General features: G+C 62.9%; 13 protein-coding genes. 3 read left to right on the top strand and 10 right to left on the bottom strand.

Going from position 1 to position 14,577, the window contains the following annotated elements; genetic code table 11:
* Positions 1-206: 206 nt before the first annotated feature.
* Genes AC30D9_RS19705 through AC30D9_RS19720 form a run of 4 tightly spaced genes read right to left on the bottom strand, consistent with a single transcriptional unit; the run spans position 207 to position 3,334 of the window.
* Positions 207-1,574, bottom strand: coding sequence for a 4Fe-4S binding protein (locus tag AC30D9_RS19705; protein ID WP_490144656.1), 1,368 nt, complete (start codon positions 1,572-1,574; stop codon positions 207-209).
* Positions 1,562-2,416 (bottom strand): FTR1 family iron permease, encoded by an 855-nt coding sequence (locus tag AC30D9_RS19710; RefSeq protein ID WP_490144657.1) that lies wholly within the window; start codon positions 2,414-2,416, stop codon positions 1,562-1,564. The genes AC30D9_RS19705 and AC30D9_RS19710 overlap by 13 nt, the downstream gene beginning before the upstream one ends.
* A 22-nt stretch (positions 2,417-2,438) precedes the next feature.
* On the bottom strand, positions 2,439-2,801 hold the full coding sequence (locus AC30D9_RS19715; RefSeq protein WP_490144658.1) for a cupredoxin domain-containing protein: 363 nt from the start codon (positions 2,799-2,801) through the stop codon (positions 2,439-2,441).
* A gap of 2 nt (positions 2,802-2,803) precedes the next feature.
* The gene (locus AC30D9_RS19720; protein WP_109756115.1) at positions 2,804-3,334 is read right to left on the bottom strand and encodes an iron transporter; all 531 of its coding nucleotides are present in this window, start codon (positions 3,332-3,334) and stop codon (positions 2,804-2,806) included.
* Positions 3,335-3,537: 203 nt separating this feature from the next.
* Here AC30D9_RS19720 and AC30D9_RS19725 point away from each other — a divergent pair, with 203 nt between their 5' ends.
* A complete protein-coding gene (locus tag AC30D9_RS19725) occupies positions 3,538-3,765 on the top strand; it encodes a DUF3079 domain-containing protein (protein WP_028237016.1) in 228 nt (75 codons plus the stop codon).
* 143 nt (positions 3,766-3,908) lie between these two features.
* Here the strand turns inward: AC30D9_RS19725 and AC30D9_RS19730 are convergent, their stop codons facing one another.
* The 3 genes from AC30D9_RS19730 to AC30D9_RS19740 form a co-directional block, all read right to left on the bottom strand.
* Complete coding sequence (locus AC30D9_RS19730) at positions 3,909-5,648, bottom strand: dipeptidase (RefSeq protein ID WP_490144659.1); 1,740 nt, start codon at positions 5,646-5,648, stop codon at positions 3,909-3,911.
* Between the two features lie 348 nt (positions 5,649-5,996).
* Positions 5,997-7,997, bottom strand: coding sequence for a peptidase U32 family protein (locus tag AC30D9_RS19735; RefSeq protein ID WP_490144660.1), 2,001 nt, complete (start codon positions 7,995-7,997; stop codon positions 5,997-5,999).
* A 118-nt stretch (positions 7,998-8,115) separates the two neighbouring features.
* Positions 8,116-9,684, bottom strand: coding sequence for a sensor domain-containing diguanylate cyclase (locus AC30D9_RS19740; RefSeq protein ID WP_490144661.1), 1,569 nt, complete (start codon positions 9,682-9,684; stop codon positions 8,116-8,118).
* A 127-nt stretch (positions 9,685-9,811) separates the two neighbouring features.
* On the opposite strand from AC30D9_RS19740, the gene AC30D9_RS19745 reads away from it, so the two are divergent.
* Complete coding sequence (locus AC30D9_RS19745; RefSeq protein ID WP_109756110.1) at positions 9,812-10,270, top strand: metallophosphoesterase family protein; 459 nt, start codon at positions 9,812-9,814, stop codon at positions 10,268-10,270.
* A 6-nt stretch (positions 10,271-10,276) separates the two neighbouring features.
* Here AC30D9_RS19745 and AC30D9_RS19750 read toward each other — a convergent pair whose 3' ends face one another.
* From AC30D9_RS19750 to AC30D9_RS19760, 3 genes are all read right to left on the bottom strand, one after another.
* Complete coding sequence (locus tag AC30D9_RS19750; RefSeq protein ID WP_490144662.1) at positions 10,277-11,179, bottom strand: sugar phosphate isomerase/epimerase family protein; 903 nt, start codon at positions 11,177-11,179, stop codon at positions 10,277-10,279.
* An 81-nt stretch (positions 11,180-11,260) separates the two neighbouring features.
* Positions 11,261-12,430 carry a Gfo/Idh/MocA family protein gene (locus AC30D9_RS19755; RefSeq protein ID WP_307570879.1) on the bottom strand — a complete coding sequence of 390 codons (1,170 nt, stop codon included), beginning with the start codon at positions 12,428-12,430 and terminating at the stop codon, positions 11,261-11,263.
* A gap of 20 nt (positions 12,431-12,450) precedes the next feature.
* Positions 12,451-13,374 (bottom strand): TIM barrel protein, encoded by a 924-nt coding sequence (locus AC30D9_RS19760; protein ID WP_490144663.1) that lies wholly within the window; start codon positions 13,372-13,374, stop codon positions 12,451-12,453.
* Positions 13,375-13,501: 127 nt separating this feature from the next.
* On the opposite strand from AC30D9_RS19760, the gene AC30D9_RS19765 reads away from it, so the two are divergent.
* Positions 13,502-14,557 (top strand): LacI family DNA-binding transcriptional regulator, encoded by a 1,056-nt coding sequence (locus tag AC30D9_RS19765; RefSeq protein WP_490144664.1) that lies wholly within the window; start codon positions 13,502-13,504, stop codon positions 14,555-14,557.
* Positions 14,558-14,577: the final 20 nt, after the last annotated feature.

Here is a 14,577-nt window from a genome sequence, read left to right on the forward strand (position 1 = left end):
GCAAATCCCCTGTGGGAGCGAGCAAGCCCGTTCCCACAGGGTTTTGTGTTGTGTCTGAATGTTGTGGGCAACACAAATCCAATGTGGGAGCGAGCCTGCTCGCGATGGCGGAGGGTCAGCTTGCAGGGATGTTGGATGTGCCGACGTCATCGCGAGCAGGCTCGCTCCCACAGGTTTTTTTTTGAATCCAGGTGTTGGAGCGGCGATCACCAACCCCAGAACTGCAACCACCAGCCATAGCCCACCAAGCCGCTGGCCAGGACCAGGCAGGCCATGGCTGGCAGTCGTTGAATCGGTGATGCAGTCATCTGCTCCAGGCGTTTGCAGCCCAGCCACAGGCTCCATGCGGTCGCCAGCACCAGCAACCCAACCCGAGCCGGCTGTACCCATTCCAGCAGCAGCCCTTCATAACGCAGCAGCTTGACCGTGGTGGCCGACAAGCCGAGGAACAACCCTGCACCGCCGAGGGGCGTCAGGGTGATGGCCAAGGGCCAATATTGTGCGCTGTCACCCGTGAGTCGCGCCGCCAGACGCATCAGCAGCATCAGCGAAGTGCCTATCAGCAGCGCACTCGTGCCCAGGTACGCAACAATGCAAAAACCATCGAGCCAACTGAAGCTGTCATTGAGCTGCGGATAGTGCGTCAGCAGCCACCAAGGTGCGTTGTCCTGGAGTGCCCACAGCCAATCGTGACTGACCAGCCACTGGGCCAGGCTCTGCTTGAAGTCAATGAACCAAGGGCTGACGGTCCACTGGAAGGCGCCCATGGCCAGGCCGATCACACCGAACAGCAGCAAGCGAGCATCCCAGGCTGAAAGCGTGTTAGCCGTCGAATGAAGGATTTCCTCGCTGCTGGAGCGGGCAATCAGCCGCACCGCGTCGCGCTGGCCGCTGCAGCGACCACAGGCGTGGCAATCGGCGGCGCCGCGCAGGCGACGGATGTCCAGCAGCGGTGCGCAATTGGGAGGAGGGCGACGCGGCGGCGGGTTCTCCAGCCAGCGTTGTTCGTCCACCTGGAAGTGCACCGGCGCCAAGCGAGCCAGCAGGGAAAAGACACCACTGACCGGGCACAGGTAACGGCACCACACCCGCTTGCCCCGGGCGAATAACAGGCCGACGATCACTGCGGCGACGGTCGAGCCCCCCAGGATCAGCAGCGCCGCCTGGGCATAGTCGTACACGCTGATCAACTGGCCGTAGACCGTGGTCAGGCAGAACGCCAGGGTCGGCCAGCCGGCCCAGCGCAACCCGCGCGGCACCCCGAGGCCCTTGCCGTAGTGGCTGGCCCATTCGCTCAGGGCGCCTTCCGGGCACAGCACGCCACACCAGAGGCGACCGAACAGCACGATCGACAGCAGCACGAACGGCCACCATAGGCCCCAGAACAGAAACTGCGCCAGCAGCGTGAGGTTGTCGAACAGACGCGCCTGGCTGCTGGGCAGCGCCGACAGGGCCGGCACCACCAGCAGCACCGCGTAGAACAGCACCACCGCCCATTGCACGGCACGAATGGTTGCACCGTGGCGCCGCATGCCGTCGCCCAGGCGCTGGAGCCAGGGGTTCAGGTCGGGCATGGCAGGTTTTCCGCCTTGCGTGGGCGCAGCCAGCCCGCGACGAAGCCCCAATAGCCCAGCCACACCAGCAGTGTCATCGCGCTCGGGCTGGCCCGATACCCGGTGAAGTCCGCCAGGAACCCGCCGAAACCATGACCGTCGTCGAGTATCGCGCTGCTGTCCCACAATGCGTCGCCAATGCCGCGATACACCGCCTCGGGCCAATCCATCGCGAGCAGTTGCCCGCCGACCCGCTCGATACCGCTGACCAGCAACGCCGCGCCCAACAGCAGCAGGATCGCTTCGCTGACGGCAAAGAACCGCGGCCATGAGATGAACCGGCGACTGCTGTGCAACAAGGAGACGGTCAGCAACGACAGTACCAGCCCGGCCAGCGCACCGACGGCGAACAGGCCCAGTTGCGGCCCTTGCAGGCGCGCGCCGGCACCGTACAGGAAAACCACGGTTTCACTGCCTTCGCGGCTCACGGCGAGTAACGCCAGCAGCAACAGCCCGAGGCCGCCCTGGCGGCTCAGGCGCTGGTCGGCGTGGCGCGTCAGGTCATGCTTGAGCGTCCGCGCGTTCCGGTGCATCCAGCCTACCATCTGCACGATCAGCAGGCTGGCGACCAGGGCCAAGGCCGCCTGGAACCATTCATTGGCGGTACCGCTCATGGCTTCGCCGGCCAGCAGGATCAGCCCGGCCAGCACGCCGGAAAGCAGCAAGCCCATCGCCGCGCCGGCCCATACGTAGCGCAGCAGTTGGCTGGCTTGTTGCTGCCGGCTGACCCAGGCCTGGAGAATCCCGATCACCAACAACGCCTCGACGCTTTCGCGCCAGACAATAAACATCGATTGAGTCATGCAAATGCCTCTTGCTGGCCGATTACCGGGCGAGAATCCCGCCCTCGGGCAGTTGCGGATTGAATTCATCGAAAAACGGATAGTGCCCCGGGCGCAACGGGTGGATCACCACGAAGGTGGTGACGCCGGGCGAGAGCACTTTCTCTACGCGCAATGGCGTGCTTTCGAACTCCGCCGGGCCCTGGCCGACGTTCTTCAGCACGATCTTGAAGCGTTGCCCGGCTGGCACTTCCAGTTGCGGCGGCGTGAAATGCCCGTCGCGGATGCTCAACTCGTAGGTCGGCAGTTCGGCATGGGCGATCGAGGGCAGCATCAAGCCGGCCAGCGTCAACCAGGCCAGGCGTCGATGAGCCGCGATGTGCCGGGGGCAGAAGGAGCGGCCCATGCTCAGTACCCGCCTTTTTTACCGATCCCGGCGTAGACGAATTCGTAATGCAGTTCGCAGCGGTCGAACCAGGGTGCCACGCCGGTTTCCTTGTCGGTATGACGACCGAGGGAGCCGTGGCCGCCAGGTGGCAGGACGGTGAAGGTCAGTTGATATTTGCCAGGGCCGAGCAGTTTGACATTGTCGCCATAGTGCGGCCCGTCGTTGGCGACCATGGCGTGGAAGTCACCCTTGAGCTCGGTGTCGTTGCCTTGTTTCTTCAGTTGGAACGACACATTGAGATAGGGCACGAAACTGCCTTCCTGGAAGCCCTGCTTGTTGTCCGCCGTGGCGCGGATGTCGGCTTCCAGGTGGACGTCGGAATCGGCCGTGGCCCGCATCATCCCGGCCGGTGCCATTTCAATCGGCTGCAGATACACCGCACCGACCTCCAGCCCCGGGCACATTTGCGGTTCGCCGATGGGGTATTCCTTGGCCTGGGCCAGCGGTGCGAGAAACAGCAGGGCGAGAGACAGCGGAGCAAGGGTACGCATGGTGACTTCCTGGACGACGTTAGAGATGGCCGAGTCTAGGAAGCTTTGCTGCGAATAATAATGATTCTTGTCAATTTTCAGCGCGAATTTTTGATCGGCGAACGTCGGTTCGCTGTCGTGCGGCTGTTCTTGATCGGGATCAAGGGAGGCAGGGCCCCGACGCGCTAGGGTGCGGGTACACCCATCGGTCACAAGGGGTCGTCATGGCAAAGCCCTTTCCCATCAGTCCCAAGCATCCCGAGCGCATTTGCTGGGGCTGTGATCGTTACTGTCCGACCAGTGCCTTGGCCTGTGGCAACGGTGCCGATCGCACGATGCACCCGGCCGAGATGATCGGGGAAGACTGGTACCTGCATGGGGATTGGGGGCTGGAGCTGGTGGACATTACCGCCAAGGTCATTGACCCAAGCGCAACCCACCTGAAGGAATGAAATAAAGCTGTGGCGAGGGGACTTTCCCGTTCGGTTGCGCAGCGACCGCAACATCCTGGGGCTGCTGCGCAGCCCAACGGGGATAAATCCCCTCGCCACAATGAAAACCAACAGACCTTGACAACGGTCCCGTGCTGGGCCGATCAGAGCTTCGGCAACTGCCCGATCCGTCCCATCATCTCAGTCACGATCTGCAAGTCCAACAGGAACTGCTCGACCGTCTTGAACTCGTTGTCGTTGTGGCCGGTGTACTTGACGTCGGGCATGGCCAGGCCGAACTGCACGCCGTTGGGCAAGTCGTGGACCGATGTGGCGCCAGCGGAGGTGCCGTATTTGTGTTCCATGCCGAGATTCTCAGTGGCGACGGCCAACAGGGCCTTGACCCATTCACCCTCGGGGTTGCGGTACATCGGCGCGTCAACGGAACAGTCGAAGGCCACCGCAACGAGGGACTTCTTGCTCCAGGCGGTCAGCTTGTCGGCAATTTCAGTCTTGAGGGCCTCGGGGGTCTTGCCGACTGGCACTCGCAGGTTGACCGCCAGCTTGAAGGTTTTTTCATCCATGCCAACGTAGGTCAGGGACGCGGTCAGCGGGCCCATGAAGGCATCGGAAAAGCCAATCCCCAGTTTGCTACCCAGGTAGTCCAGGCCCCAGTTGTCGGCGGCGTAGCGAGCGGCGTCGGTGATGTGGTTGTGCTTGAGTGCGACCTTGCCGTCGAGGCTGTTGATGAAGTCCAGCATCCTCGCCACCGGGTTGACGCCGGATTCGGGTTCGGAGGAGTGCGCGGAAACGCCGGTGAAGGTCAGCTTGACGTCCTTGCCGACGACCTGGGTGCTCACTTCGAAGTTGCCACCGTTACGCTTGGCATAGTCGGTCGCGGCTTTGAGCAGGCTGGCGGCCAGTTCGGCGGGCTTGTCGCTGGCGAAGGTGGCAACGGAGGTCGACGGAATCTGATTGGTCGCCAGACCGCCCGTCAGCGCGGTAATTTCTGCTCCCTTGCCCTGTGCGGCACGCCGGGTGAAGTTCGCCATGACGGTACCGTAGCCTTTCTCGGCAATGATCACGGGGTAGCCGCCATCCAGCGCCAGGTTGTAGCTGGGCGTCGGGTTGCGTTCGAAGTAATAGGGGATCGCGTCGCCAGTGGTTTCCTCGGTGGTGTCGACCAGCAGCTTGAAATTGCGCGCCAGCGGCAGTTTCTCTTCCTTGATGATTTTCATGGCGTAGAGCGCCACGACGATACCGTTCTTGTCATCCTCGGTGCCGCGGCCATACATGCGGTCGCCCACCAGGGTGACCTTGAACGGATCGAGACGGGTGCCGTCCTTGAGCACCCAGTTTTCCGGCGTCACCGGCACCACATCGGCATGGGCGTGAATGCCCACGACTTCGTCGCCGCTGCCGTCGAGGGAAATCTCATAGACGCGGTTATCGACGTTGCGGAAGTTCAGGTTGAAAGACTCGGCCAGGTTTTTGATCTTGGCGGCGATCTCGAGGAACTCCGGGTTCTCGTGCTGGGCTACGCCGTCCTTGCGAAAGGTCGGGATGGCGACCAGTTCCTTCAGCGTCTCGGTGGCTGCGTTGCCGTACTTCACTCGGGCATAGAGGCCCAGCAGGCGATGGATTTCGTTCTGCTGTTCCGCCGAAAGGGTTTTGTTAGCGACGAAGGCATCGATGGCCGGGCCGAGGTTGGCGGTCTTGGCCAGGTCGCTCTTGGCCACGCTTGCCAGGAACTGCCGGAAATCCGTGACTGAGGTGTCAGAGAAGGTTTTGACGATGGCCGCGCTTTGTTGGGCGGTGATGTTGGCGAAGGCCGGCGTGGTCATCGATGCGAGGCTGGACAGCATCAGGGTGGCCATGGCCAGGTGTTTGAGCGAGAAGTCCATTGCTGGGCATTCCTTTGCAGGCTGTAGGGGTTAAGTGTCTGATTTGTGACACAAACATTTACAACCTAACAGGCGAGTGCGGGGTAGGGGAGTCTTGCGGGGGAATCTGTCGCACAGTGAGGCAAAAACGGCGCAGAAATGAAAAACAGTGTGGGAGAGCTGGCACCCATCTGGTCTGAGTTGAATGTTGGACCTGTGGGAGCGAGCCTGCTCGCGATGACGGTGGTCCGGTCAGTTTCTCTACAAGCTGGACCACTGCTATCGCGAGCAGGCTCGCTCCCACAAGGGATCTGTTCATAAGTGTAGTGAACACCCTCAGTCCAATGTGGGAGCAAGCTCCCACATTGCTCAATGCGGTGCGCGGGGGATCGTCTTGAGCAGGTCTTCAGGGCTGATGTAGCCGACCACGGGCTGCGCCGTGCTGCCCGGTAGCGGCAGGTCAAGGATGTGGCCCTTGATCTTGCCGACCACGTGCATCTCGCAGGGTTTGCAGTCGAACTTCAGCGTCAGTACTTCATCACCGTGGATCAGTTGCATTGGCGCGACCTTGGTGCGCACGCCGGTGACGCCCTTGGCCTGCTTGGGGCAAAGGTTGAACGAGAAGCGCAGGCAGTGCTTGGTGATCATCACCGGCACTTCACCGGTCTCTTCATGGGCCTCGAACGCGGCGTCGATCAGCTTGACGCCGTGGCGGTGATAGAAATCCCGGGCCTTCTGGTTGTAGACGTTGGCGAGGAACGACAGGTGCGACTCCGGGTACACCGGTGGCGGGCTGGTCTCGGCCTTGCGGCCACCGCGCGGGTGGGCCTCGATGCGGGCGGCGGTCAAGGCTTCGATGACTTCACGACGCAATGCCTTGAGCTGCGAGTTGGGAATGAAGTACACCTGGGGCGCATCCAGCCTGGTCGAGGTGGCGTGATACTCAGTGGTGCCCAATTGCCCGAGCAGGTCATGCAACTGCTCCAGCGCTTGCTCCGGCTTGTTGGCCAGGCCGAACGGTCCATCCAGGGCCACGCTGGCGCTGACGCCTTCCTCACTGGTGGCGGTCAGTTCCAGGCGGTCTTCGCGCAGGCGCGCCACCCAGGACAGGCCCACACGGCGCTCGGAGGAAGTCTTGAGCAGCGCTTGCTGCCAGTTGTGGTCCAGGTTGCGGCTCAGCGGATGGTTGGGGCGCAATTGGTACATTCCGGCCGGCATCTCGTTGGGCTCGACGCGGTAGCGATAGCGTTTCTGGCCGTCCTCTTCGAATTCGCCCTTGGGCTCGGCGATGTTGGCCCGGAACCCCAGCACTTCGCGCTTGACCAGCACATTCAGGCCGTCGCCGTTGGACAGTGGGTCGAAGGTCACCACTTGCAGGTCGCGCTTGCCGACTTTCTCCACCACGCCCACCGGCACGCCGGTAAAGGTCGGGGAGTCGAAGGCACCGATGTCGATCTTGCGTTCGCTGACGAAATAGTCGGTGCTGCCGCGATGGAACGTCTTGTCCGGATCCGGCACGAAGAAGTGTGCGGTGCGGCCACTGGAGGCGCGGGCCAGGTCCGGGCGGTCCTCGAGAACGTCGTCCAGGCGCTGGCGGTAATAGGCGGTGATGTTCTTCACATAACCCATGTCCTTGTAGCGTCCTTCGATCTTGAACGAACGCACGCCGGCTTCCACCAGGGCGCGGATGTTGGCGCTCTGGTTGTTGTCCTTCATCGACAGCAGGTGTTTTTCGTAGGCGACCACCCGACCCTGGTCATCCTTGAGGGTGTAGGGCAGGCGACAGGCCTGGGAGCAGTCGCCACGGTTGGCGCTGCGGCCGTTCTGGGCGTGGGAGATGTTGCACTGGCCGGAAAACGCCACGCACAGCGCGCCGTGGATGAAGAACTCGATGGCCGCTTCGGTTTCGTCGGCGATGGCGCGGATTTCCTGCAGGTTCAACTCGCGGGCCAGCACCAGTTGCGAGAAACCGGCCTGGTCGAGGAACTTGGCCCGTGCCAGGGTGCGGATGTCGGTCTGGGTGCTGGCGTGCAGCTCGATGGGCGGGATATCCAGCTCCATCACCCCCAGGTCCTGGACGATCAGCGCATCGACGCCGGCATCGTACAACTGGTGGATCAGCTGGCGGGCCGGCTCCAGTTCATTGTCGTGCAGGATGGTGTTGATCGTGGTGAACACCCGGGCGTGGTAGCGATGGGCGAACTCCACCAGCCGGGCAATATCGCCCACCTCGTTGCAGGCGTTATGACGCGCGCCGAAACTCGGGCCACCGATGTACACGGCGTCGGCGCCATGCAGGATGGCCTCGCGGGCGATGGTCACGTCGCGGGCGGGGCTGAGCAATTCCAGATGATGTTTGGGCAAGGACATGTATTTTTTATCAGGCTGGTCACGGACGAAGCGAGCATTGTAGCCGCCAGGCGACTGGTCGGCACCTGTGGACTTGGGTTTGCACGATCCTGACCGATGCGCGGCGCTCCCGCGGGGCTCACTCCGGCGTCGAGCCGGCGCTGCACCAGTGGTTTCGCCCGGTGTTCTTGGCCAGGTACAAGAAGGCGTCGGCAGCCTTGATCAGCATGGCCGGGGTGACGTCCTCGCCGCTCGGCTGGCTGGTGGTGACGCCCGCGCTGACAGTCACCAGGCCCAACGGATGATCGCCGTGTTCAATGTTCAAGGCCCTGACGGCTTCGAGGATTTGCTGGGCGACCTTGGCGGCACCGGCGCTGTCGGTGTTTGGCAGCAACACGGTGAACTCTTCACCGCCATAGCGGACCGCCAGGTCGGCCGGCCTTTTGATGGTCTGCCCGATCGCGGCGGCAATCGCCCGCAGGCAATCATCGCCGGCGGCATGGCCGTACCGGTCGTTGAAACGTTTGAAGTAATCGACGTCGAGCATGATCAGCGCCAAGGAAGAGCCCTGGCGCCTGGCCAGGCGAATCTCGTCGGCCAACGCGATGTCCAGCCGCCTGCGGTTGCCCAGCCCGGTCAGGCTGTCGGTCAGCGCCATGTCGCGCATGGCCTGGTGGGCGCTGCGAATCTGCTTCTCCATGGTCATGCGGTAGCGCAGTTGGCTCAATACGATGAGCCCGAAGCCCACCAGTACCGCGATCAGGAAAATCAGCACCAGACCGGTCTTGAGCAAGTCGCGGCGCCAGGGCGCGATGATCGATTCGCGGGACAAGCCGGCTTCCACCACCAGCGGATAGGTGGTCAAGGCGCGATAGCCATACAGCCGCTCGGTATCGTCGACGACGGCCCTGGCCTCCGCGATGCCCTGATTCGACGTGGGCAAGTAGTTCCTGAAGATCACGCTATTGACCAGGCTCTTGCCAATCACCGAGGCGACGAAAGGACGGCGCACCAGAATCGTTCCGCTGCGTGTCGCCAGGACCAGCGCCCCTTTGTCATCGATCTTGAAGTCACCGTAGTAATCGACGAAATAGCTGACCTTGACCGTTCCGAGCAGCACACCGGCGAACGAGCCGTCGGGATTGTTCAAGCGCCGGGAGACAGGGATGATCAGGTCGTCGGTGGACCGACTCTTGATCACTGTGCCGATGCGCACGCTTCGGTCTTCGTGGGTACGGTGATACTGGAAGTAGTCGCGGTCGGCATTGTTCGCCGGCTCCGGAATGTTTTCCTTGTCCGTTACCAGCCACTGACCGTCCGGGCCATAGATAAACAACCCGTGCAGTTGCGGCATGATCGCGGCCTGCTGCACCAATAGCTTATGGATGCGCGGCACGTCCAGGTTCTGCAGGCCGTCGCCCTCTACGCGTTCGGCGAGGGCAGCGGTGACCACATCCACTTGTCGAATGGTATCTTCGGCGTGCTGGGCCGTCGCCCGTGCCAGGTTCGTCACCGAATCCCGGGCAGACGCAAAAGCGGCGCGGTAGTCGCGCCAGGTCCGCCAGCCTTCGACGGCCAGGAAGGCGATGATGACTACCAGCATGAAGCTCACGGTCAGGCGCAATGCCGCTCCGGCCCGGACTGCTTGGGGGGAAAAGGCTTCATCAGAGCTTTCGATCTTTGGCTCCGGCCGTTTGCGTCCGAGCATCAACATTTCCTTTTACGACGGGTCTGCGCACTATTGATGCGAAGCCTATCTTATTCGATTTCAGCACGTTAGCTAGCTGCGGCGAGGCAGGTATAACCGGCGACACACGATTGGGGAGAAAGGTTTCATGAAAGTTGGCGTCATTTCCGATACCCACGGCCTGCTGCGCCCCGAAGCGCTTGCCGCGCTGCAAGGCTGTGAGCGGATTATTCATGCCGGCGATATCGGCAGCCCGGAAATCCTCGACGCCCTGGCTGCCATCGGCGAGCTGCACGTGGTGCGCGGAAACAACGACCTGGAGGCCGAGTGGGCAGGGCACCTTGCCGACTGCCTGCAATTCGACCTGGGGGGGTGGCAGGTCTTATTGGTCCATGACCTCGCGGATGTGCCGGCAGCACTCGACCCGGGCGTGAGGCTGGTGATCACCGGCCATTCCCATAAACCGCTGATCGAATGGCGTGGCGAGCGGCTTTATCTCAACCCTGGCAGCGCCGGCCGGCGGCGGTTCAAGTTACCGGTGACGTTGGCGCTGCTTGAGGTGAGTGAACAGGCGATCGAGCCGCGGCTGGTCGGGTTGTTGGAATGAACCCGTCTACCTGAAGTACTTGTCGACGTAGGCCTGGATTTCCTTGCGCATGAAGCGCCCGGAGTCATCCGCCCGTTCTTCCCAGCCGAACACGCAGGCGGTGACGATGCCGTCGAAGCCGGTCTTGGCCAGTTCGCTGAAGAACAGGTCCCAGTCGATCTCGCCCTGGTGCATGTCCATGTGCTGGTGGACGGTGACCTTGGCACCAGGTGGGTTGACGATGTAGCGCAGGCCGGAGGAGGCCTTGTGGTTGTAGGTGTCGGCGATGTGGACATGGGCGATCATCGACCCGGCCTCGGCGATCATGGCCTTCATGTCATCGCCGAAGTAGAAGGTGTGCGGCGTGCAGTAAAGGAACTTGACGTTGTCCGAGCCGATGGTCTTGAGCATGTCGAGGGCCGGGTGCAGGGTTTCGCACCAGTCCTCCGGATGCGGTTCGACGTTCAGCGTGACGCCCTCGTTTTCCAGGATCGGCACCAGTTCCTCCATCGAGCGCCACCAGGCCGCTTCGCTGGACTCATGGCTATGCACGCCACCGCAGCAGCTGACTTTGTGCCCGCGATCCGGTGAAGGCCCGCGACCGAACTCCGAATTCATGGTCGTGCAGCCCATCTCCACCGCGACCTGGATGGCTTCCTTCCAGTAATTCACCGCTGCCCGGCGTTCGTCTTCGTGGGGGCTGGCCCAACGATACATCGGCAACAGCGAGGCCAGTTGCAGGTTATGGTCGCGCAGGGCTTTCTTGAACTCGGCGATGCGTTCCTTGTGGGCGCGGGGGCGTACCCACCAGGGCAGGAAGTCTTCCCGTGGCGACAGTTCCAGGTATTCGTAGCCAAGCTCGGCGGTCTTGCGGCACAGATCCGGCAGGCTCAGGTGGCGGTGCATGTAGGGGTCAAGGGCGATTTTCATTGTTGTTCTCCTTAGGAAACGCTCATTACCGTGGCGAGGGAGCTTGCTGTGGCGAGGGGATTTATCCCCTCGCCACGGGGGTCAATAGGCGACCCAGGTTGAATCCCGGTTGGCTGATTCCACGCAGCGTTCGACCCAGCGCACGCCTTCCACGCCGGCATTGATGTCGGGGTAGCGCAGGGCGGCCAGTGCCTCGCTGTCGCCACGGTTGGCCGCATCCATGGCCAAGGCGAAGCGGCGATAGAGATTGGACCAGGCTTCGAACAACCCTTCGGGGTGCCCGCCACCGATGCGGTCGTCCTGCAGCGCGTCGGGGTGCAGGTAGCCCATGCCGCGCTCCAGGACCTGCGCTGGTTGGCCCTGGATTTCGAAACTCAGTTGGTTGGGCCGTTCGTCCCACCATTCAAGGCTGGCCCGGGAGCCGATCACGCGGATCTTCTGCCCGTGCATGGACCCGGCGTTCACCGCGCTGGACCAGACCATGCCCATGGCGCCGCCTTCGTATTCCATCAAGGTGTAGGCGTTGTCCTCCAACGGGGCGCGGCTGGCGACGAAGCTTTGCCGGCTGCACATCAGCCGTTTGATCTTGAGCTCGGGCAGCATCACTTTGGCCAGGTACAACGGGTGGGTGCCGACATCCCCCAGCACGTAGCTGGGACCGGCCTGGCGCGGGTCGACGCGCCACTGGGTGGCCTGGTTCTGCGCCTCGACCGGTGCACTATGGAAACCATGGGCGAACTGCATGTGCACCATACGCACGTCCCCCAGTTCTCCCGCCGCGATCATCGCCCGGGCCTGTTCGACCAACTGGTGCCCGGCGTAGCCGTAGGTCAGGCCGACGATGCGGCCCTTGGTTTGCGCCAGGGTTCGCAGCGCCTCAGCCTGTTCGAGGGTGAAACACAGTGGCTTTTCGCAGATCACATGCAGCCCGGCTTCCAGGGCGGCCCGGGTGATGGCGTAGTGTGTGCCGTTGGGTGTGGCGATCGACACTGCCTCGATCCCATCGGCCCGTTGCGCTTCCAGTTCGAACAGGCTCAGGTAGTCCGAATAGCAGCGCGCGGGGTCGATGCCCAATTGCTCGCCAAAGGTCCGGCCGCGCGCAGGGTCGATATCCAGCGCTGCGGCGACCAATTCGAAATTCCGGTCGCGCAGGGCGGCCGAGCGGTGGATGTAGCCGATCTGGCTGTGTTCGCCGCCACCGACCATGGCCCAGCGGATGGGACGTGTAAGGGTTTTGCTGCCGTTGATCATGGGTTTTGTCCTTGTGCTGATCAGAAACCGATTCGGGCCAGGTAGGCGCGGCTGGCCGCTACGTCGTCCAGGCTGGTCCCGGCGTTGCGCGGGTCGCGTTCCTGTTCGACGGTGATGCAGCCCTGGTAACCCAATTCATGCACGAGGCTGTGCAGCGCTGGGTAGTCGATGACACCGCGCCCGATAGGGCACATCACGCCTCGGGCGCAGGCGGCGAAGAAACGGATGTGTTCGTTCAGCACCTGGTCGAAAACCACCGGGTCGATGTCCTTGAAGTGCAGATAGTCCAGGCGATGAGCGTAGGTGCGCAGCGAGGCGAGGGGATCCATGCCGGCGTAGTAGAGATGCCCGGTGTCCAGGCACAGCCCGGCAACTTCATCGGGAATGTCGTCCACCAGGCGCGCCAGCTCATCGGCGAACTCGATGTAGCCGCCAGCGTGGGGATGGATAACGGCGCGGATGCCGTAGGTGTGCCAGGCGAGGTCGGCGATGGCGCGGATGTGCGTCATCATGGTGTTCCAGCGTGCATCGTCCAGGCGTGGCGCGCGGTCCGAGTGGCCGGCGGCGTAGTCGCGCTCCTCGTGGCCCCAATCGATGATCACCAGGTAGGGCCCTGCATGACGTTGGCCGGTTTGCTGTTCCATGGGCGGCAGCTGTTTGAGCAGCGTGCAGATGTCATGGGTCTGGCGCAGCAGTTCGGGCAGGTTGGCGGGGCTGACGAGGTCGTCGAAGATCGTCCCGGCGACCACATGCAGATCAAGTTCGGACAAGACGGGACTGACGGTTTCGGCGTCGAGCGGCAGGTAACCGTAGGGGCCCAGCTCGATGCCGCGATAGCCGGCCTCGGCCGCTTCGCCAAGCACTCGGCGCCACGGCGGCAGGAAAGGGTTCTTGACGTCGTCGACGCCCCAGCAGCAAGGCGCGGTGCAAATGTGGATGGTCATGGGGCACTCCGGCTGTGTTTGTTTTTATGTGCTTGGCCTGATGCTATTGGGTTGCCGCAGAGGGGGCCATGGGGTGATGGTTTAATCTGTCAAAACCCATCATGATGCCTCGCGGAGGTGTCAAAACATGTCAGAAAAACCACGTCGTAAACTGCGTCCCACGATGGCCGATGTCGCTCGAGAAGCCGGAGTCAGCCTGTCCACCGTCGACCGGGTGCTGAACCTGCGTGCCGACGTGCGCGCCGACACCGCCCAGCGCATCGCTGCGGCGGCTGCGCGGTTGGGGTTCCATGCCAAGGGCGTTATCGAGCAGCGGGTGCTCAACGACCGACCGACCTTGCGGCTGGGCTTCCTGTTGCAGAAAAGCGGCGTGCCTTTTTACCAGGGGCTCGCCCACGCGTTGTCGAACGCCGCCGCGACCTGCACACGAGCACGGATTCGCGTGGTCATCGGTTATCTGGACGATCTCGACCCGGTCGTCGTGGCGCAACGCATCCTGGCCTTACGCGATCAAGTGGACGGCCTGGGCGTGGTGGCGGTGGATCATCCCCGGGTCCGGGAGGCGGTTGCGCAGTTGCGCGAGACCGGTGTTGCGGTGGTGGCGCTGCTGTCGGAGCTGTCCAGCGCCGCCGGTACCGGTTACGCAGGCCTGGACAATCGCCTGACCGGGCGCACGGCGGGCTGGTTCGTCAGCCGCCTTGCCGGCCAACCCGGGCCTGCGGCCGTCATGCTCAGCAGCCAGCGTTTCCAGTGCCAGGAGTTGTGTGAGCTGAGCTTTCGCAGTTATCTGGCGGATCACTCCAGCGAATGGGAACTGCTCGCCTCGCGCCTGACGCTGGAAGACGATGAATTCGCTTACGGCAACACGTTGGACTTGCTCACGGCAGAGCCTGATCTTGTCGGGCTTTATGTGGCCGGGGGCGGCATAGCGGGGGTGTTGCGGGCTTTGCGGGGCTTCAAGGAACAACAGCTTCGCTTGCCCATCGTGGTGTGTCATGACCTGACACCACTGACGCGTGACGCGTTGAAGACCGGGCTGGTTCAGGCCGTGCTGTCGCATCCGGTCGTGGCGCTGGCGGAGCAGGCTGTCGATGCGCTGGTCGAAGCTGCGACAGCCTCGCCACCCGGACCGGCGCCGAAGCGGGTGGTGCCGCTGCAGATCGATGTGCCTGAGAGCATCTGAACCCGCCAGGGACCGCAGTC

This window comes from Pseudomonas sp. DF11, from assembly GCF_058148565.1.